Here is a 16709-nt window from a genome sequence, read left to right as displayed (position 1 = left end):
CTAGCACCCCCTAGCCGGAAAGCTCCAGGAGGAAGGCGGAAAGGCTGGGCCTCTCCAGGATGGCCACCAGGGTCTTTCCGGCTTTCGGGGCGAGGACCAAGGCCTTTTCCCCGAAGAGCACGGCCACGGGTCCCCGCTTGAGCCCGAGGCTTTGGTCCATGCGGTCCAGGGCATCCATCAGGCCCAGGAGGGGTTCCTTGGGCAGGGGCAGGGGGTCTTCCAGGAAGCCTAGGACCTCCACCCCGGGCAGGCGGAGCCGGGCCAGGGGGTCCTCTCCCGGAGCCAGGGCCCCGAGGAGGGCCTCCAGGTCCTCCCGCCCAATCTCCTTGAGCACGGCCTGGGCCGCTTCCTTCTCCCGCTCCAGCTCCCTTAGGAGGCCTTCCGCCTCGTTCAGGGTCTTCTCCACCTGCAGTAGCCCCTTGGGCCCCAAGAGGGGAAGCCTCTCCTTGGCGCCTTGCAAGAAGGCGAGGAGGGGTTTGAGGCGGCGCCGGGTTTCGCTTTCAAACCCCTGGAGCTGGGCCTCCTTTTGGAAGAAGGCGGTGAGGCGGGTGAGAAGCTCCTCCCGCTTGGCCTCTAGCTTTCGCCTTAAGGCCTGCAGGGCCCGGGCGATGGGGGTGGGGTCAGGGAGGGCTTTGCGCTTTTCCTCCTCTATGGCCTTTAGGACCGCTTCACCGCCGAAGCCCCCGAAGCGCTCCGCCAGCACCTGGAGGCGAGCAAGCTCTGCCAAGGCCCTTTCCCGGGCCTCCGCCTGGGCCTGGGCCAGGCGGCTTTGCAGGTGGGGAAGGTCGGGGAGCTTGCCCTCGGCGAGAAGCCGCTCCGCCTCCGCCACCGCCTCCCCAAGCCCCAGGGCCTCAGCCTCGGGCTTGAGGGCGAGGAGGGCCCTTTGGGCCTCTTCCAGCTTGGCCTTGAGGGCCTCGCTCTCCCCCTGGGCCTTTAGCAGCTCGGCGTACCGGGTGCGGATCTCCGGCAAAGCTTCCGCCAGGCGTTCCTTGGGCAGGGTTCTCAGTTCCTCCGCCAGGGGGGCGAAGGCCTCTCCCCTTTGGGAAAGCTCCTTTAGGAGGGTTTCCCGTTCCTCTTCCAGGCGGGCTTCTTCCTCCGCCTTTCTCCGGGCCTCCTCCTCCAGGCGCCTTAGGCCCTCCTCCAGGGGCGTGAGGTCGGGGTAGCCCCCTTCCTGGAGGGTTTCCTCCGCCAGGCGCAGGGCGCTTTCCAAGGGGGCTTTGGCCGCCTCGGGAAGGGGAAGCGCCCTAAGGGCCTCCGCCAGCTGGATAAGCCGGGCCCGCTTCTCCGCCCGGAGGTTTTTTTCCGCCTCGGCCAGGGCTTCTTCCAAGGCCTTTAGCCTTTCCCCGGCGGGGGTGCCCGCCTCCAATAGGGCCTGGACCTCGGCCAACAAGGGGCTCACCGTGGTCCTTTCCAGGAGGTGGGCATGGCGGGCGAGGAGGTCTTCCAACCGGCGCCTTTCCTCTTCCACCTCCAGGGCTTGGATGCGCTGGCTTGCCTCTTCGGATAAGGGGCCTAGGTCAATGACCAGTTCCCCTTCCAGCTCGCTGGCCTCCTCCACGGTGAGGAAGACGTCTTCGGAGGCCTCAGGGGGGCTTTCTTGGGTTTCAAAGACCATCTCGGGCAGGGTGGGGGCCCGTACGGCGCTGGACTCCAGAAACTTCCGGAGCTCTAAGGCCAGCGCCCTCGCCCGCTCCACCTCCGCTTGGGCCCATACCCCTTCTGCGTGGGCTTGGCGGATGGTCTCCAGGAGGCTTTCCAGCCTCCGCACCTTGGGCCCGCCCAGGTGGCGCACCCTTTCCAGGCTTTCCTCCAGATGGGCCAGGTCTTTGGCCTGGCGTAGGAGCGCCTCTTCCTGTTTTTCCTCCAGGGCCTCCAGCAGGGCCTTGGCCTCGGCGAGGAGGGCGGGGTCGGGGCTTTGGCGGAGGCGGCCCATGAGCGCCCGAAGCCGGGCCACCTCCGGCCAGTCCACGTAAAGCCCGAAGCGCTTTAGCCCCCGCTCCAGGTCCTCGAGGGCCAGGGGGGCTTCCCGTATCCTTTCCAAGGTGTTTTCCACCACCCGCCGGGCCTCCTCCGGCCTTAGCCGGGCCTGGAGCTCGCGGAAGACGAGGCCTTTCAGGAGGAACTCCCCGTCCTTGGGGGTGAGCTCTGCAGGGCGCTTGCCCAAGCGCTTGAGGCCCTCGTCCAGCACCACCTCGGCCCTGGGGCCCAGATGGGGCTGGAGGGCTTCTAGGATCTCCTTGTAAACCTCCGGCATCCCCCTTAGCCTACACCCTCTCTAGCCGCAAGGGTTCTCCAAAGTAGAGCTTCTGGTGGGGGTAGGGAATTTCTATCCCCTCCTGGTCCAGGCGCTTTTTGATGCGGCGGCGGAACTCCCGGGCCACGGCCCACTGCTGGGCGGGCTTGGTGTTGAAGAGGACGCGGATCACGACCGAGGAGTCCCCCAGGGCCTGCACGCCCAAGACCTCGGGAGGGGAGGTGAAGCGCTCCTGCCACTCGGGGTCTTGGTGGAAGCGCTCCACCTCGTCCTGGAAGACCCTAAGGACCCGGTCAATGTCTTCCTTGTAGGCCACACCCACGTCCACCACGGCCCGGCTCCACTCCTGGGTGAGGACGGTGACCTGGCGCACCTCGGAGTTGGGGAAGAAGTGGACGCGGCCCTCGAGGTCCCTCAGGACCGTGATCCTTAGGGTGAAGCGCTCCACCTGTCCCCCCACATTGCCGATCTGGACGATATCCCCCACCCCGTACTGGTCCTCTAGGAGGATGAAAAAGCCGTTGATGAAGTCGCGGATCAGGTTCTGCGCCGCGAAGCTCACCGCAAGCCCCGCCACCCCGGCCCCCGCCAGGAGGGCGGTGACGTTGAGGCCCAGGTTGGAGAGAAAGAAGAGCCCTCCCAAGACCAGGATGCCCACCCGCAAGGCGGATTCGGCTACGGCCCTGAGGGTTTTCCGCCGGACCGCCTCCCGGGTGTGCTCCCCTGTTTCCGGCACGGGGAGCTGGCCGAGGAGGAAAGGGGTGAGGCGGTAGCCCAAATAGGTGAGGGCCAGGGCACCTAGGGCCGCCACTCCCTTGGCCCCGGCCCAGCGCACTAGGCTTTCGCCCCAGGTGCGGAAGGGCTCGTGGGGAAGCCCCAGGGCGTGGACCAGGTAAGAAGCCCCCGCCACGGCCAAAAACCCCCACCAAAGGAAGCCCAAAAGCCGGAAAAAGGCGTCGTCCCGGCTTCCGGGCACCGCTTGGGCCAAGGCGGCGGAGAGCCTTCCCCCCAGGTGGCCCAGGACCCCCACCAGCACCAAAACCACCACCAGGTGCCAGAACATGCTGCCAATATACGCCCGGGTATGGGAGCTATGACACCTTGTCCTACCCCTGTCATGCTAGGCTACGGGGTAAGGAGGTTGGGGGATGGTAGAAACGCAGGAAGCGGTTATCCGCATCACCCCGCTGGCGGCGGAAAAGGCCAAGGAGATCCTGGCCCGCTACAACAAGGAGCACGCGGCCATCCGGGTCTACATCAAGTCCGGCGGGTGCTCGGGCTTCCAGTACGGCATGGCCGTGGACGAGAGGGAGCTCGAGGGGGATACCCTCGTGGAGATGCACGGGGTGCGCCTGGTGGTGGACCCCATGTCCCTGCCCTACCTGGTGGGCTCGGAGATCGACTGGGTGGAAAGCCTCATGGGCGGTGGGTTCACCGTGCACAACCCCAACGCCGCCAGCACCTGCGGTTGCGGCCACTCCTTCCGCACCAAGGACCAGGAAGGGGAGGCCCGTACCTGCGGCCACTGAGTGTTCCTGGAAGGGGTGGGGGGCCTGGGTCAAGGCCCCCTTAACCTTTTCCCATCCCCCTTACCCTTTTCCCATTGACCTATCGGGAAGGGGCCTTATAATACCCTTGGCCACTAAGATAGTGCCGCGACCACGAAAGGAGGCCGTATGAGAAAAGTAGGCAAGCTGGCTGTACTCGGTTTAGCCGCCCTGGGCTTGGCCCTGGCGGGGCCCCAGGACAACAGCCTGGTGATCGGCTCTTCCCAGGAGCCCCGGGTGCTGGCGGGGGACTTCCTCAACGTCATTTCCAACCAGTCCATCAAGACCGAGATTGAGCAGTACCTCTTCGCTCCCCTGATCGGCTTCAACGCCGACAGCCAGAACTTCCCCGTGCTGGCCACCGAGGTGCCCACCCAGCAGAACGGGCGCCTGCGGGTCCGGGACATCGGCGGCGGCAAGAAGCGGCTGGAGATGGACCTCACCATCCGCTCCGATGCTCGCTGGTCCGACGGCAAGCCCATCACCACCGAGGATGTGGCCTTCTACTACGAGGTGGGCAAGGCCAAGGGGATGCCCGTCCTGAACCCCGACTACTGGGAGCGGGTCCAGCTCCAGGTAAAGGACGCCCGCAACTTCACCGTGGCCTTTGAGCCCGCCTACTACTACGACACCTACGGCTCCCCCATCGGCTACGCCCCCAAGCACATCATGGGGCCCGAGTGGGAGAAGGTGAAGGCGGCGGCCCGGGGCCTGGACCCCGACAAGGACGCCCAGCGCCTCAACGAGCTCTACCGCAACTTCTTCCTCAAGTTCGCCACCCCGGCGGAGCTCAACAAGGGCACCATGGTCTACTCGGGCGCCTTCAAGTTGAAGCGCTGGGTGCCGGGGAACTCCATTGAGATGGAGCGGAACCCCAACTTCCCCATCAAGCCGGAGGGTGGGGAGAGCAAGTACGTGCAGAGGGTGGTCTACCGCTTCATCCAGAACACCAACTCCCTGCTGGTGGCGGTGATCGGTGGCTCCATTGACGCCACCTCCGGCGTGGCCCTCACCTTTGACCAGGGCCGTAGCCGTCAGCTGACCTCCCGGGCCCCCGGCCGCTTTGACATCTGGTTCGTGCCCGGGGCCATTTGGGAGCACATCGACATCAACAAGTTTGAGAACTGCCAGGCGGTCCGCGATCTGGGCCTGAACGACGTCCGCACCCGCCGGGCCCTCCTCCACGCTCTGAACCGCGAAGGGTTGGTGAAGGCCTTCTTTGACGGCCTCCAGCCCGTGGCCCACACCTGGATCGCCCCCGTCAACCCCCTCTTCAACCCCAATGTGCGGAAGTACGAGTTTGACCTGAAGAAGGCGGAGGCGCTCCTGGCGGAGATGGGCTGGAGGAAGGGGCCGGACGGCATCCTGCAGCGCACCGTGGGCGGGCGTACCGTGCGCTTTGAGATTGAGTACGTGACCACCGCCGGCAACGCCATCCGCGAGCGCACGCAGCAGTTCTTCGCCGAGGACCTGAAGAAGATCGGCATCGCGGTGAAGATCAACAACGCCCCCTCCGCCGTGGTCTTCGCCGACGAGTTCATCCAGAGGGCGAGCGAGTGCAAGTGGACGGGGCTGTTTGAGTTCGCCTGGGTGTCCAACCTGCGCGAGGACGGCTCCCTCTTCCAGTACAAGAACCTGAACACCGGGGCCATCATGGTGCCCACCAAGGAGAACAACTACCAGGGCCAGAACATCGGCGGCTGGCGCAACGACGAGTTTGACCGTCTGACGAGCCAGGGTGTCCTGGAGTTTGACGAGGCCAGGCGGAAGCAGCTCTTCTGGAGGGCCCAGGAGATCTGGGCCGAGGAGCTGCCCGCCCTGCCCCTCTACTTCCGGGCCAACCCCTACGTGGTGCGGAAGGGCCTGGTCAACTACGTGGCCAGCGCTTACGCGGGCGGCTACGGTTACCCCGGCTGGAACGCCTGGGAGATCGGCTGGGAAAGCCGCGGCGCCGTGAAGAAGTGGGACCAGGCGAAGTACGCGCTTTCCATCCGCTAGCCCGGGTGGTATAGTGGGGCCCGCTGGGGTTTCCCAGCGGGCTTTTTAATGGCATAAACGGGAGGTAAAAGGGTGTTTGCCTACACGGTGCGCAGGCTTTTGCAGATGGTCCCCCTGCTCCTGGCGGCCAGCGTGGTCATCTATGCGCTTCTGGCCCTGCAGCCGGGGGATCCTTTGGACGAGCTCAGGCGGCAGAACCCCCGCATCACCGCCGAGCAGTTTGAGGCCTTGAAGCGGGCCTACGGGCTGGACCAGCCCATCCACATCCGCTACTTCAAGTGGCTTTCCCGGGCGGTCCAGGGGGACTTGGGGTATAGCCGCACCTACGGGATTTCCGCGGCGGAGTACATCTTCGTGCAGCGCCTGCCCAAGACCCTCCTCCTCTCGGGGCTGGCCCTGACCCTGGCCCTTCTGGTGGCCATCCCCGTGGGGATTTTCTCCGCGGTGCGCCAGTACTCCCTGGCAGACTATGCCATCACCTTCCTCTCCTTCGTGGGCTTCTCCATGCCGGTCTTCTTCCTGGGTATCCTGCTCCTCTACCTCTTCGCCATCTGGTTACCCGACCACATCCCGGGCTTCCCCCGCTTCCCCACGGGAGGGGTTCCTGGGGTGCTTTGGGAGGACGTGCGCTCGGGGGCGATAAGCTTTTGGTACTTCCTGGGGCAATGGGCCTGGCACCTCATCCTGCCGGTCATCGCCCTTTCCTCCTTGCAGATGGCGGAGTGGACCCGGTTCATGCGGGCTTCCCTTCTGGAGGTTCTCTCCCAGGACTATATCCGCACCGCCCGGGCCAAGGGGCTTTCCGAGCGGGTGGTGCTCTACAAACATGCCCTAAGGAACGCCCTCATCCCCATCGTCACCCTGGTGGGCTTGGCCATCCCGGGGGTTTTGGGCGGGGCCACCATCACCGAGACCATCTTCAGCTACCCGGGCATGGGACGGGCCATCTTTGACGCCTTGGTGGAGAAGGACTACAACGTGGCCATGGCCGCCTTGGCCTTCTTGGCCTTGATGACCGCCCTTTTCAACCTGTTGGCGGACCTTGCCTACGCGGTGGTGGACCCCCGCATTCGCTACAGCTAGAGGTGAACCATGGCGACCGCAACCGCATCCGCTAAGCCCAGGACCTTCTTTAGCCTCTTTTGGCGCCGCTTGCGGCGGCACAAGATGGCCATGGCGGGGCTGGTGGTCATCCTCCTCCTCATCCTTATGGCCATTTTTGCCCCCTGGCTTGCGCCCTACGACCCCACGGCCCAGCCCACGGGGGAGGACGTGGGCCAGTACTACTTCAACCCCCCTTCCCGGGAGCACCCCCTGGGCACGGACGACCTGGGGCGGGATGTGCTTTCCCGCATCATCTATGGCTCCCGCATCTCCTTGCTGGTGGGCTTTGCCGTGGCCTTCTCCAGCGTGATCCTGGGGACCATCATGGGGACGCTGGCGGGGTACTTCTCCGGGCGTCCCCTGCGCTTCTACCTGGGTCCCCTGCGCCGGGAGCGGGAGGGGTTTTACCCCTGGAGCTTTGCCCTTTGGCGGGTCTTCTCCTGGGTCCTCTACTACGGGGTGCTCTACCTGGCCCTTTCCATCGCCTGGGCCCTGGCTAAAGACGGGATCCAGGCGGGGAGCCTGGGGAGCTACCTGGGCTTTGGCCTGGCCCTGGCCCTGGGGCTCTGGGCCGCCTGGTACGGCCTCAAAGGCGAGATCCGCCTGGACCTGGACATCCTCATCAGCCGGCTCATTGACTTCATGCTCACCATCCCCACCCTGCCCCTCCTCCTGGTGCTTTCCGCCCTCCTCCGGGACCCTGGGGTCAAGGTGGGGCAGTGGGCGCAAGGGGTGTTTGGGGATGCGGCGAGCGTTTTCATCATCATCGCCATCTTGGTGCTTTTCGGTTGGCTGGGCACGGCGAGGCTGGTGCGGGGGAACATCCTCTCCTTGCGGGAGCAGGACTACGCCACCGCCGCCCAGGCCCTGGGGGCCACGGACGCCCGCATCATGTTCCGCCACCTGGTGCCCAACACCTTGGCCCCCCTCATCGTCCAGGCTACCCTGCAAGTGGGTGGGGCGATCCTTACGGAGGCGGCGCTTTCCTTCCTGGGCTTTGGCATCCAGCCCCCGGTGGCCACCTGGGGCAACATGCTGACCAACGCCCAGGAGTACATCTTCACCGCCCCGTGGTTGGCCCTGCCCCCGGGCTTCATGATCTTCATCACCGTCTTGGCCTTTAACTACCTGGGGGACGGCCTGCGGGACGCCTTGGACCCGAGGAGCCGGCTTTAGGAGCCTTAGGGCTTAGGGACCGGCTAAGCCGGTCCCTTTTACCTTGGCATCAGGCGCTCTTCCGGGTAGGCTGCCTCCACGAAGTAAAGCCCTTGGGGAGGAGCCGAGGGGCCGGCGAGGCGGCGGTCTTGGGTTTCCAGGATGGCCTTTAGGCTTTCCGGGGGGCGCTTCCCCAGGCCCACCTCCAGGAGGGTGCCCACCATCCCCCGCACCTGGCCCCTGAGGAAGCTGGTGCCCCTGAAATAGAAGTGGACCTCGAGGCCCCCCTCCCCCTCCACCACAAAGAGCCGGGCTTCCAAGAGCTCCCTAACCCCCTCCCGCACCTCCTCCTTGGCGAAGCCCAGGAAGTTGTGCCGCCCTAGGAGGAGGGGCAGGGCTTCCTCCAGGGCCTTCAGGTCCAAGGGGCGCCGAAGCCATAGGACCCGGTGGCGCAGGAGGGGGGAGGGGTGGGGCCTTACGAGGACCCGGTAGCGGTAGGCGCGCCAAAGGGCGTCCTTGCGGGCGTGGAAGTCCTGGGCCACTTCCCTGGCGGCGAGGACCTTGAGGTCCTCCGGGAGGAGGCGGTTTAGGGCCTCGGGGACCCGTTCCACGGGGATGGAGCCGAGGAGGTCGGCGTGGAAGGGCATGGCCAAGGCGTGGACCCCAGCGTCCGTGCGGCCTGCGGCCACCGCCTTGGGGAGGGCCCCGATGGCGGGAAGGACCTTCTCCAGCTCCCCCTGCACCGTGCGCAAGCCCTCCCGTTGCCGCTGGAGCCCGGCGAAGTGGGTGCCGTCGTATTCGGCGAGGAGGAGGATGCGGCGCACGCCCTAAGCTTAGTCGGTGCCCACGGGGGCCTTGGGGCTTTGGCCTTCCAAGGCCACCCCTTCCCCCACCACCTGTACCGCCACCACATCCCCCACCCGGAAGGGGCTTTCCGGCCCCTCTTGCACCAGGACCTCCCGCTCCGGGGCCAGGAGGCGCACCCGGTAGGTGAGGTCGTGCCCCTTGAACTCCCGGGCCACCACCCGACCTAAGGCCCCGCCCGCCTCCGGGGGGGCGAGCCGCAAGGCCTCGGGGCGCAGGGAAAGGAGAAGGGGTCCGTGGGCGGGCTCGGCCAAGGCCACGGGGCCAAGGCAGGTTTCGGCGTAGCGCCCCTTCCCCTCCCCGGAAAGGAGGTTGGTGCGCCCCAGGAACTGGGCCACAAAGGGGGTCTTGGGCCTAAGGTAGACCGCCTCGGGGGTGTCCACCTGCAAGAGCTTTCCGTCCCGCATCACCCCCAGGCGGTCGGCGAAGGAAAGGGCCTCCTCTTGGTCGTGGGTGACCAGGAGGGCGGTGGTGCCCGTCTCTTTGAGCACCTTGCGCACCTCTTCCCGGGTGGCGGCCCGGAGGCTTGCGTCCAGGCTGGAGAAGGGCTCGTCCAGGAGGACCAGCTTGGGGCCGGGGGCCAGGGCCCGGGCCAAGGCCACCCGCTGCTGTTGCCCGCCGGAAAGCTCCTGGGGCTTGCGGTGCTGGAAGAGGGTCATGCCCACCCGTTCCAGGGCCTTCTGCGCCCGGAGCAGGCGGTCTTTCCCCTTGAGCCCGAAGGCCACGTTGCCCAAGGCGGTGAGGTGGGGAAAGAGGGCGTAGTCCTGGAAGACGAAGCCGATGCCCCGCCTTTCTGGGGGAAGGTGGGTGATGTCTTGGCCCTCCAGAACCACCCTTCCCCCGTCGGGGCTTTCCAGGCCGGCGATGACCCTAAGGAGGGTGGTCTTGCCGCAACCCGAAGGCCCAAGCAAGGCCAAGATCTCCCCGGGGTAGACGGCGAGGTCTATCCCCTTCAGCACCTCGTGCTCCCCGAAGCGTTTGCGGATGCCCTTTAGGGCTAAAAGCGGCGCTCGGTCCAAAGCAGCACCCCCACAAAGGCCGCCGAAAGAAGGGCGATGAGGAGGGCGAAGGGGGCGGCCTCAGCGAACATGGCCTCTTGAGTGTAGCTGAAAACCCGGGTGGCCAAGGTGGCGTAGCCCATGGGGGCCAGGAGGAGGGTGATGGGGAGTTCCTTCACCGCCCCGATGAAGGCCAAGGCTCCCCCCGCCACCGCCCCCCGCCAAAGGAGGGGGAAGGTGACGCGGAAGAAGGCCCCCGTGGGGGTTTCCCCCAGGGTCCTCGCCGCTTCCTCCAGGCGCCTTGGCACCTGGAAAAGCGCTCCCCGCACCGGGCCCAGGCTCTCCGCCAGGAAGTGGAAGGCGAGGACCAGGACCAAAAGGGGCAGGGTGCCGTAGAGGAAGGGAAGGCTCCGGAGGCTGAAGAAGATCCAGGCCAGGGCGAAGGCCAAGGGGGGGATGGCGTACCCCAGGTAGGCCAGGCGCTCCAGGAAGCGGGAGGCGGGGGAGGGAAGGCGCACCGCCAGGTAGGCCAAGGGCAGGGCCATCCCCACGGCCAAGAAGGCGGCGGGGGCCGCGGCCAAGGCGGAATGCCCTAAAGCCTCCCAGAGCCCGCTAAGCCCCTCCTGGGGAAAGCGGCGGGCCAGGTGGAAGAGGGCATAGAGGGGAAGGGCCAAGGCGACAAGAGGGGGGAGGAGGGCTAGGGCGTAGCCCAAGGGGGCGAAGGGTCCCAGGCGAAGGGGCTTATGGTGCCGGCTTGCTCCCTTTCCGGTGCGGGCCAGGGTGAGGCGGCGGAGGAGAAGGCCCTCCAGCCACAAAAGCCCCCCGGTGAGAAGGAGGAGCAGCAGGGCCAGCCAGGCGGCGTACACCCGGTCAAAGGCGGCGCTGTACTGCAGGTAGATGGCGTAGGAGAAGGTTTCGTAGCGCAGGAGGCTCACCGTGCCGAAGTCTCCCAGGACGTGGAGGCCCACCACCAGGTAGCCCGAGAGCAAGGCGGGCAGAAGCTGGGGGAAAGCGGCCCGGAAGAAGGCCCGCCAAGGGCCCATCCCCAGGGTCCTCGCCGCCTCCTCCAAGGCGGGGTCCAGGCCCAAAAAGGCGGCGCGCAAGGAGAGGAAGAGGTAGGGGTAGGTGATGAAGGAAAGGACGAAAAGGGCCCCCACGTACCCCTCGAGGCGGGGCAAGGGTAGGATGCCCCCGGGCCCGGTGGCGGCCAGGAGGACATAAGCCCCCACGTACCCGGGGATGGCGAGGGGCAGGGTGAGGAGGAGGGAAAGGAGCCGCTTGCCCTTGAGGTTCGTGCGGGTGGTGAGGAAGGCGAGGGGCAGGGCGAGGAGGGTGGTGAGGGCGAGCACGCCCAGGAGGAGGGCCAGGGTGTTGAGGAGAAGCTCCAGGTTCTTGGGACGAAGGAGGATTTCCCTTAGGGCGCCGGGTTCGGCCTCCAGGGCCCGCAGGACCAAGTAGACCAAGGGCAGGGCCACCCCGCCCCCCGTGAGGAGGGCGGGCACCAGGAAGGGCAGGAGCCCGGGCAGGTGGTGGAGGCCTCGAGGGCGGACCATCTACAGGATGCCCAGATCGCGCAGGAGTCTCAGGGCCTGGTCCATGGGCAGGCGCTCAAAGTCCAGCTTGGGGCTTTTCCGCAGGGCCTGGTCCAAGGGGAGAAGGTTCGGGTCCACCACCACCCCTTTCACCAAGGGGTACTCCCCCACGTTGCCCACAAAGTACTGCTGCCCCTTGGGGGAAAGGAGGTAGGTGAGGAAGCGGTTGGCGGCCACCAGGTTCTTGGAGGTCTTGAGGATTCCCGCTCCCGTTACCAAGGCCAGGTTGCCCACGTCCCCATCCTGGAAATGGTGCATCCCCAGGTTGTACCCGGCCCGGCGGAAGCGGACCACGTAGTAGTGGTTGGTGGAGCCCAGGTCCACCTCTCCCGCCCGGATGGCGTCCAGCATGGCGGGGTTGGAGGCGTAGGCCTTGGGGTTCAGGGCCTTCATGGCGAGGAGCCACTCCCGGGTCTTGGCTTCCCCGTAAAGGGCGATCATCCCCGCCACCATGTCCTGGAAGCTGGAGTAGGTAGGGGTCCAACCCACCCGGCCCTGGAGGCCTTTCTCCTGGGCGAAGCGGGGGAGGTCTAGAAGGCTTTGCGGCAGCTCTTCCGGCTTGAACTTCTGCGGATTATAGGCCAGGACCCGCAGGCGCACGGTCACCGGTACCCAGGCCTTGGAAGCGGGCACGAAGGCCTGGGGTTGCCGGAGGAGGGTTTCCCCTAAAGGCCTAAGAAGCCCCCGCGCCGCCGCCTGGCCCAGGGCCCCAGCGGTGTTGGCCCAGAAAATGTCCGCCGGGGAGCGGCTTCCCTCCTCCTGCAAGGCGGCCAGGATCTGGGCGTCGGAACCGTAGCGCACCTGAACCCGGATCCCGGTTTCCTCCTGGAACTGCTTGACCAAGGGCTCCACCAGGCTTTGACCCCGGCCGGAGTAAAGGGTCAGGGTTTGGGCCTGGGCGAAGCTCAGGGCCGTTATGCCGATGAGGGTGAGAACAATGCTCTTTCGCATCCAGCCTCCTTTCCCCGGATGCCTCCGGGGGCGAGGGCGCCCTCCGCCTGGGTAGGCTAGCCCATCCGGGGGATAAAGTCAAGTATTCCGGTCGGATTTTCTATATTTAGAAGCGATAATCGCTTGCAACCAGGGGAGGACCTCCGCAAGGTCCTGCGGCCAGAAGGGGGCTTCCCCCGTGTAGACGAGGGGCACAGGGTTCCGGGTATGCCTGGGGTGCCAGGGTTCCTCGGCGTTGCCGTGGTCCGAGGTGAGAAGAAGCTCCCCCCCTTCCGCCAGGAAGCCTTCTAGAAAAAGGGAAAGCTCCCAGAAGCGTTCGGGAAGGGTTTCGGGCGCCCGGTGGGCCGCGAGGTCCAAGGCCCAGTACTCCAGGACCACAAGGTCAAAGGCCCGGGATAGGCTGGCCGCCCGCGCGCCCATGCCGTAAGGGTCTTCCCAGAAAGCGGGGGGAAGGGCTAGGGGGTGGCCCAGGGGGAGGAGGGAAAGGCCAGCCAGGCCTGCCGCCTGGGCGAAGGCGGAAAGGAGAAGCCTCCTCCCTTCCGTGGCCCGCCTGAGGTATTCCGGCCGGTAGGCGTTGGCGTGAAGGACGGTTAGGCCTACTTCCCTGGCCCAAGCGTAAAGGCTTCGCCGGAGGAGGGGCTTAAGCCTAGGGCTCGGAAAGGGCCCCTGGTGATGGCCGAGGAGCTGGGCGGCGTTGACCCCGGTGAGGAGGGTGGTCTGCCCCGTGCCCGACTGGGGGAGGCCCTCCACCCCCAAGGTGGCGTCCAGGGGCCTGGGGGAAAGGTCTAAAAGGCGGGGAAAGAGGTCCCCTAGCGCCTCCCCTAAGCCCAGGCCGTCCACGAAGAGGAAGAGCACAAGGCCAGTGTAAAGGTGCCCTGCCTTTCTATGGGCTTGCGATAGTTCGGTATCCTGGAACCGGAGGTAAAGCGATGCCGGTGCGCAAAGCCAATGCGGTATGGGAAGGCGGTCTCCGTCAGGGCAAGGGTATCATGCGGCTCCAGAGCCAGGCCTTTGAGGGGCCCTATTCCTTCCCCTCGCGCTTTGAGGAAGGCGAGGGCACGAACCCGGAAGAGCTCATCGCCGCGGCCCATGCGGGCTGCTTCTCCATGGCCCTCGCCGCCAGCCTGGAGCGGGAGGGGTATACCCCCAAGCGGGTGGCCACTGAGGCCCGGGTGCACCTGGAGATGGTGGAGGGGAAGCCTACCCTTGCCCGGATTGAGCTCCTGACCGAGGCGGAGGTGCCCGGGATTAGCCCGGAGAAATTCCAAGAGATTGCCCAGGCGGCCAAGGAGGGTTGCGCCGTTTCCCGGGCGCTAGCGGGGGTGAAGGAGATTACCCTTCAGGCCAAGCTGGTCTAGGCTTCCCCTTTCCAGAGGAGGCGGCCGCAGGAGGGGCAGCGGGTGAGCTGCCCCTGAATGACCTTTTGCGCCACGTGGGTGGGCAGGACCACGTTGCACCCCTCGCAGCGGAAGACCTGGCCTTGCCGGGCCATGCGCACGATGCCCATGCCCTTGCGGGCCCGGCGGATGGCCTCGTACTCCTTGAGGACGGGGGCGGGGATGCCGTGGGCCAAGGCCGCCCGCTCCTCTAGCCTGGCCCTAATCTCCGCCTGGAGGGCCTCCACCCGCACCCGGTTGGCCTCCAGGAGTTCCTCCAGCCTGGGCCTTAGCTGGGCGAGCTCCGCTTCCAGGCGGGCGATCTCCGCCTCCAGGTTCTCCATGGCCTCCATGATGGGGGTGGAGAGCTCTAAAAGTTCGCGGATCCGGTCTTTGATCTGCTGGATGCGGTTCTCGTACTGGGTCTGCTCCCGGGCGCTTTGCGCCTGGCGCTGCTCGGCCTCCGCCTGCTTTTCCTTGGCGGTGAGGTCCTCTATGTCCAGGCTGTGGCGGTTGTACTCCTTCCTTAACTCCGCCTGGCGCTCTAGGAGGTCTTCCAACTCCCTTTCTAGGGCCTCCACCTGGGACTTGACGGAAAGCAACTCCTCGGGGAGGCTCTCCGCCTCTTGCTGGAGCCGATCTATTTCCAAATCCTTCTCTTGGAGCCCGAAGAGGGCCTTGAGCGCCTCGAGTTGTCCCCTGTGGGGAGCGTCCGGCCCGTTCACGTTTCCCATTCTAACCCCGTGAGGAAGGGGTTCGTGTGGGCCTCGAGGCCCAAGGTGGTGGAGGGTCCGTGCCCCGGGTGGACCAGGGTGTCCGGGGGGAGGGCGAGGAGGCGCCTTAGGGAGGCGAAAAGGGCTTTGGGGTCAGCCCCGGGCAGGTCGTAGCGGCCGATGCTTCCCCGGAAGAGGAGGTCCCCGGAGAAGACCCTCTGGCCTATGGGGTCCCAGAAGGCCACGTGCCCGGGGCTGTGCCCGGGGAGGTGGAGGACCTTAAAGCCAAAGAGTTCCATCCCCTCCGCCAGGGGTTCCACGGGCAGGGGGGGCTTGGGGATGGCGAAGCCCCAGGCCTGGGCCGCCTCCGCCGCCCGCTCGTAAAGGGGGAGGTCCAGGGGGTGGAGGAAGACGGGTAAGCCGTAGGCGGCCACCAGGGGGGCCACGGCCCCCACGTGGTCAAAGTGGGCGTGGGTGAGGAGGATGGCCTTGGGGGCGAGGCCCGTTTGGGCGAGGAGGGCCAGGATCCGTTCGGGCTCGTCCCCCGGGTCTATAAGGACCGCCCCTTCGGGGGTCTCCACCAGGTAGCCGTTTTCCTGGAGGGGGCCTAGGACCAGACGGTGGGCCTTCATCATGGGGTTAGGGTCTGGGGCGAAAGACCCCGACCAAACTTCCGTTTGGTCGGGATGGCTTGGCCCGAAGGGCAAACACGCCCTGCGGAATAGCCCCAGGCCGCCCATAGGCGGCTAAACCCGCACACCTCCTTTCCGGGTTTAGTTAGAATGTTTCCGTGCAAGCTCTCACCCTCCGGTGCACCCTCGAGCCCCCCGAAGGAGAGGGCGCTGGAGGCCAGCGTAGGGCGCCTCGCCGAGGCGTGCAACCCCGCCCCCAGAGGCTTGGGGCCCCCTAGCGGGACCTTTGGGCAAGGGCCAAGGGCGTCCGGGGCGGGTACCCTCTCAAGAAGGAGGGAAAGCGGTGGATCCACCTCACCCTTCGCCTTGACGTTCCTCCCCGGGACATCCTGGCGGTGGAGGACCTGGCCGGGCTCGAGGGGGTGCGGGGGGTGGCCGTTAGCCCGCGGCACACCCGTCAGGTATGTCCCCGCTACGGCCCCCCAGGGCGCGCCCACCGGCAGAGCCAGGCGCTTTTCCGCTGCCAGCGGTGCGGCTTCCAGCACAACGCCGACCGCCTGGCGGCCTACAACATCGCCATGCGCGCAGGGCTGCGGGCTCTTCCGCAGGGGATCGTCGCCCGGAGAGGGGGCTCGTTGGGTGAGGGCCGTGATAAACCGGCCCGGATGCTGAGGGTATCCTCTCTGCATCCTCCTCCCTCGGAAAGCCCCAACCGGAGCGCCTTGGCGCTTGGGTGGGGCGGTTTACGGCTCGGTGGGTAGCCCCTCCTGGAGCCACTCGTGCATGGAGCCCAGGTAGTTCCGCGCCCTCACCCCGAGGCTTCGCAGGACGAAGAAGGCCACGGCGCTCCGGGCCCCGGAGTGGCAGTAGACCCCCACCTCCTGCCCAGGTTCCAGGCCGAGCCGTTCTAGGAGGCCTTCGGGGTTAAGGAAGTGCTCCAGGGGAACGTTTTGGCTTCCAGGAATGCGCCCGCCCCGGGGGCAGCAGGGGGGGTGGACCTTTCCCTGGTACTCCTCGGGGCTCCGCACGTCCAGGAGGAGGGGGTGGCGGGCGGCCTCGTCGGCGGTGAGAAGCCAGTCCCGCCTTAGGCGGGCCTCCACCGGGGTGCGCCCGGGCTTGGGTTCCTCCGTTTCCGTGGCGTAGGGCTCCCAGCCTTCTGTCCAAAGCTGTACCTCAAGCCCCCCGAGGCCCAGGAAGAAGGCGGTGCGGCAAAGCCGGCTCGTGAGCCCCTCGTCGTAGAGGACCACGGGGCTTTGGAGGCCGAGGCTTTGGAAAAGCTCGGTGAGGCCCGCCTCCAGCGCCCTAAGCTCCGCCTCCTCCCGCAGGCGGAGCTTGGGCGCGGAGAGGTCCAGGTGGCGGGCCCCCGGGAGGTGCCCGGCCTCGTAGGCGGGCCGGGGCCGGGTGTCCACGAAGAGGGCGTTTTGGGGAAGCTCCATGCCCTTGATTATAGGGGGCGCAGGGGTAGGCGCTTTGGATGAGGATACTTGACAAAGGAAGGCGCAAGTGATATAAGTGTAAGTGGAGG

The 16709-nt window shown here is 66.6% G+C and carries 16 protein-coding genes; 6 read left to right on the top strand and 10 right to left on the bottom strand.

Annotated elements, in window-relative coordinates:
- Positions 1 to 10 precede the first annotated feature (10 nt).
- Positions 11 to 2254, bottom strand: a complete 2244-nt coding sequence (locus tag A0O31_RS04400; protein ID WP_071676837.1) for a coiled-coil domain-containing protein — start codon at positions 2252 to 2254, stop codon at positions 11 to 13.
- A 10-nt stretch (positions 2255 to 2264) separates the two neighbouring features.
- On the bottom strand, positions 2265 to 3317 hold the full coding sequence (locus A0O31_RS04395; protein WP_071676836.1) for a mechanosensitive ion channel family protein: 1053 nt from the start codon (positions 3315 to 3317) through the stop codon (positions 2265 to 2267).
- Between the two features lie 85 nt (positions 3318 to 3402).
- Between A0O31_RS04395 and erpA the strand changes: the two genes are divergently transcribed.
- From erpA to A0O31_RS04375, 4 genes are all read left to right on the top strand, one after another.
- The gene (gene erpA / locus A0O31_RS04390; protein WP_071676835.1) at positions 3403 to 3783 is read left to right on the top strand and encodes an iron-sulfur cluster insertion protein ErpA; all 381 of its coding nucleotides are present in this window, start codon (positions 3403 to 3405) and stop codon (positions 3781 to 3783) included.
- Positions 3784 to 3930: 147 nt separating this feature from the next.
- A complete protein-coding gene (locus tag A0O31_RS04385) occupies positions 3931 to 5799 on the top strand; it encodes a peptide ABC transporter substrate-binding protein (protein ID WP_071676834.1) in 1869 nt (622 codons plus the stop codon).
- 72 nt (positions 5800 to 5871) lie between these two features.
- Positions 5872 to 6882, top strand: a complete 1011-nt coding sequence (locus A0O31_RS04380; RefSeq protein WP_071676833.1) for an ABC transporter permease — start codon at positions 5872 to 5874, stop codon at positions 6880 to 6882.
- Positions 6883 to 6891: 9 nt separating this feature from the next.
- On the top strand, positions 6892 to 8079 hold the full coding sequence (locus tag A0O31_RS04375) for an ABC transporter permease (protein WP_071676832.1): 1188 nt from the start codon (positions 6892 to 6894) through the stop codon (positions 8077 to 8079).
- A 38-nt stretch (positions 8080 to 8117) separates the two neighbouring features.
- On the opposite strand, the gene truA is transcribed toward A0O31_RS04375, so the two are convergent.
- From truA to A0O31_RS04350, 5 genes are all read right to left on the bottom strand, one after another.
- Positions 8118 to 8882 carry a tRNA pseudouridine(38-40) synthase TruA gene (gene truA, locus A0O31_RS04370; RefSeq protein WP_071676831.1) on the bottom strand — a complete coding sequence of 255 codons (765 nt, stop codon included), beginning with the start codon at positions 8880 to 8882 and terminating at the stop codon, positions 8118 to 8120.
- Between the two features lie 9 nt (positions 8883 to 8891).
- Positions 8892 to 9941: an ABC transporter ATP-binding protein gene (locus tag A0O31_RS04365; protein WP_071676830.1), complete on the bottom strand. Its 1050-nt coding sequence runs from the start codon at positions 9939 to 9941 to the stop codon at positions 8892 to 8894.
- Positions 9920 to 11473, bottom strand: coding sequence for an ABC transporter permease (locus A0O31_RS04360; RefSeq protein WP_071676829.1), 1554 nt, complete (start codon positions 11471 to 11473; stop codon positions 9920 to 9922). The genes A0O31_RS04365 and A0O31_RS04360 overlap by 22 nt, the downstream gene beginning before the upstream one ends.
- Entirely contained in the window at positions 11474 to 12463 is a 990-nt protein-coding gene (locus tag A0O31_RS04355) for an iron ABC transporter substrate-binding protein (protein ID WP_071676828.1), read from the bottom strand. It lies immediately after the preceding gene.
- Positions 12464 to 12541: 78 nt separating this feature from the next.
- Positions 12542 to 13318, bottom strand: a complete 777-nt coding sequence (locus A0O31_RS04350; protein WP_071676827.1) for a metalloenzyme — start codon at positions 13316 to 13318, stop codon at positions 12542 to 12544.
- A gap of 74 nt (positions 13319 to 13392) precedes the next feature.
- Here A0O31_RS04350 and A0O31_RS04345 point away from each other — a divergent pair, with 74 nt between their 5' ends.
- Positions 13393 to 13821 carry an OsmC family protein gene (locus tag A0O31_RS04345; RefSeq protein WP_071676826.1) on the top strand — a complete coding sequence of 143 codons (429 nt, stop codon included), beginning with the start codon at positions 13393 to 13395 and terminating at the stop codon, positions 13819 to 13821.
- Here the strand turns inward: A0O31_RS04345 and A0O31_RS04340 are convergent.
- Together A0O31_RS04340 and A0O31_RS04335 are read right to left on the bottom strand one after the other, a co-directional pair.
- Positions 13818 to 14573 carry a zinc ribbon domain-containing protein gene (locus A0O31_RS04340; RefSeq protein ID WP_071676825.1) on the bottom strand — a complete coding sequence of 252 codons (756 nt, stop codon included), beginning with the start codon at positions 14571 to 14573 and terminating at the stop codon, positions 13818 to 13820. The two genes, A0O31_RS04345 and A0O31_RS04340, sit on opposite strands and share 4 nt — an antisense overlap.
- Positions 14561 to 15184 (bottom strand): MBL fold metallo-hydrolase, encoded by a 624-nt coding sequence (locus A0O31_RS04335; protein ID WP_071677916.1) that lies wholly within the window; start codon positions 15182 to 15184, stop codon positions 14561 to 14563. The genes A0O31_RS04340 and A0O31_RS04335 overlap by 13 nt, the downstream gene beginning before the upstream one ends.
- A 395-nt stretch (positions 15185 to 15579) precedes the next feature.
- On the opposite strand from A0O31_RS04335, the gene A0O31_RS04330 reads away from it, so the two are divergent.
- Positions 15580 to 15945: a zinc ribbon domain-containing protein gene (locus A0O31_RS04330; protein WP_071676824.1), complete on the top strand. Its 366-nt coding sequence runs from the start codon at positions 15580 to 15582 to the stop codon at positions 15943 to 15945.
- Here A0O31_RS04330 and A0O31_RS04325 read toward each other — a convergent pair.
- Entirely contained in the window at positions 15928 to 16620 is a 693-nt protein-coding gene (locus A0O31_RS04325) for a sulfurtransferase (RefSeq protein ID WP_071676823.1), read from the bottom strand. The genes A0O31_RS04330 and A0O31_RS04325 overlap by 18 nt on opposite strands.
- Positions 16621 to 16709 lie beyond the last annotated feature (89 nt).

This window comes from Thermus brockianus (assembly GCF_001880325.1).
In the GTDB taxonomy this organism is placed as follows: Bacteria; Deinococcota; Deinococci; order Deinococcales; family Thermaceae; genus Thermus; species Thermus brockianus.
The sequence above is the reverse complement of the archived record's forward strand: the minus strand, read 5'-3'. Positions and strand labels throughout refer to the sequence as shown.

Coding starts and splice junctions, on each gene's coding strand:
- A0O31_RS04400 (WP_071676837.1), bottom strand. CDS start 2,254: ATGCCGGAGGTTTACAAGGAGATCCTAGAAGCCCTCCAGCCCCATCTG.
- A0O31_RS04335 (WP_071677916.1), bottom strand. CDS start 15,184: ATGAAGGCCCACCGTCTGGTCCTAGGCCCCCTCCAGGAAAACGGCTAC.
- A0O31_RS04355 (WP_071676828.1), bottom strand. CDS start 12,463: ATGCGAAAGAGCATTGTTCTCACCCTCATCGGCATAACGGCCCTGAGC.
- A0O31_RS04325 (WP_071676823.1), bottom strand. CDS start 16,620: ATGGAGCTTCCCCAAAACGCCCTCTTCGTGGACACCCGGCCCCGGCCC.
- A0O31_RS04375 (WP_071676832.1), top strand. CDS start 6,892: ATGGCGACCGCAACCGCATCCGCTAAGCCCAGGACCTTCTTTAGCCTC.
- A0O31_RS04345 (WP_071676826.1), top strand. CDS start 13,393: ATGCCGGTGCGCAAAGCCAATGCGGTATGGGAAGGCGGTCTCCGTCAG.
- A0O31_RS04395 (WP_071676836.1), bottom strand. CDS start 3,317: ATGTTCTGGCACCTGGTGGTGGTTTTGGTGCTGGTGGGGGTCCTGGGC.
- erpA (WP_071676835.1), top strand. CDS start 3,403: ATGGTAGAAACGCAGGAAGCGGTTATCCGCATCACCCCGCTGGCGGCG.
- A0O31_RS04340 (WP_071676825.1), bottom strand. CDS start 14,573: ATGGGAAACGTGAACGGGCCGGACGCTCCCCACAGGGGACAACTCGAG.
- A0O31_RS04360 (WP_071676829.1), bottom strand. CDS start 11,473: ATGGTCCGCCCTCGAGGCCTCCACCACCTGCCCGGGCTCCTGCCCTTC.
- A0O31_RS04385 (WP_071676834.1), top strand. CDS start 3,931: ATGAGAAAAGTAGGCAAGCTGGCTGTACTCGGTTTAGCCGCCCTGGGC.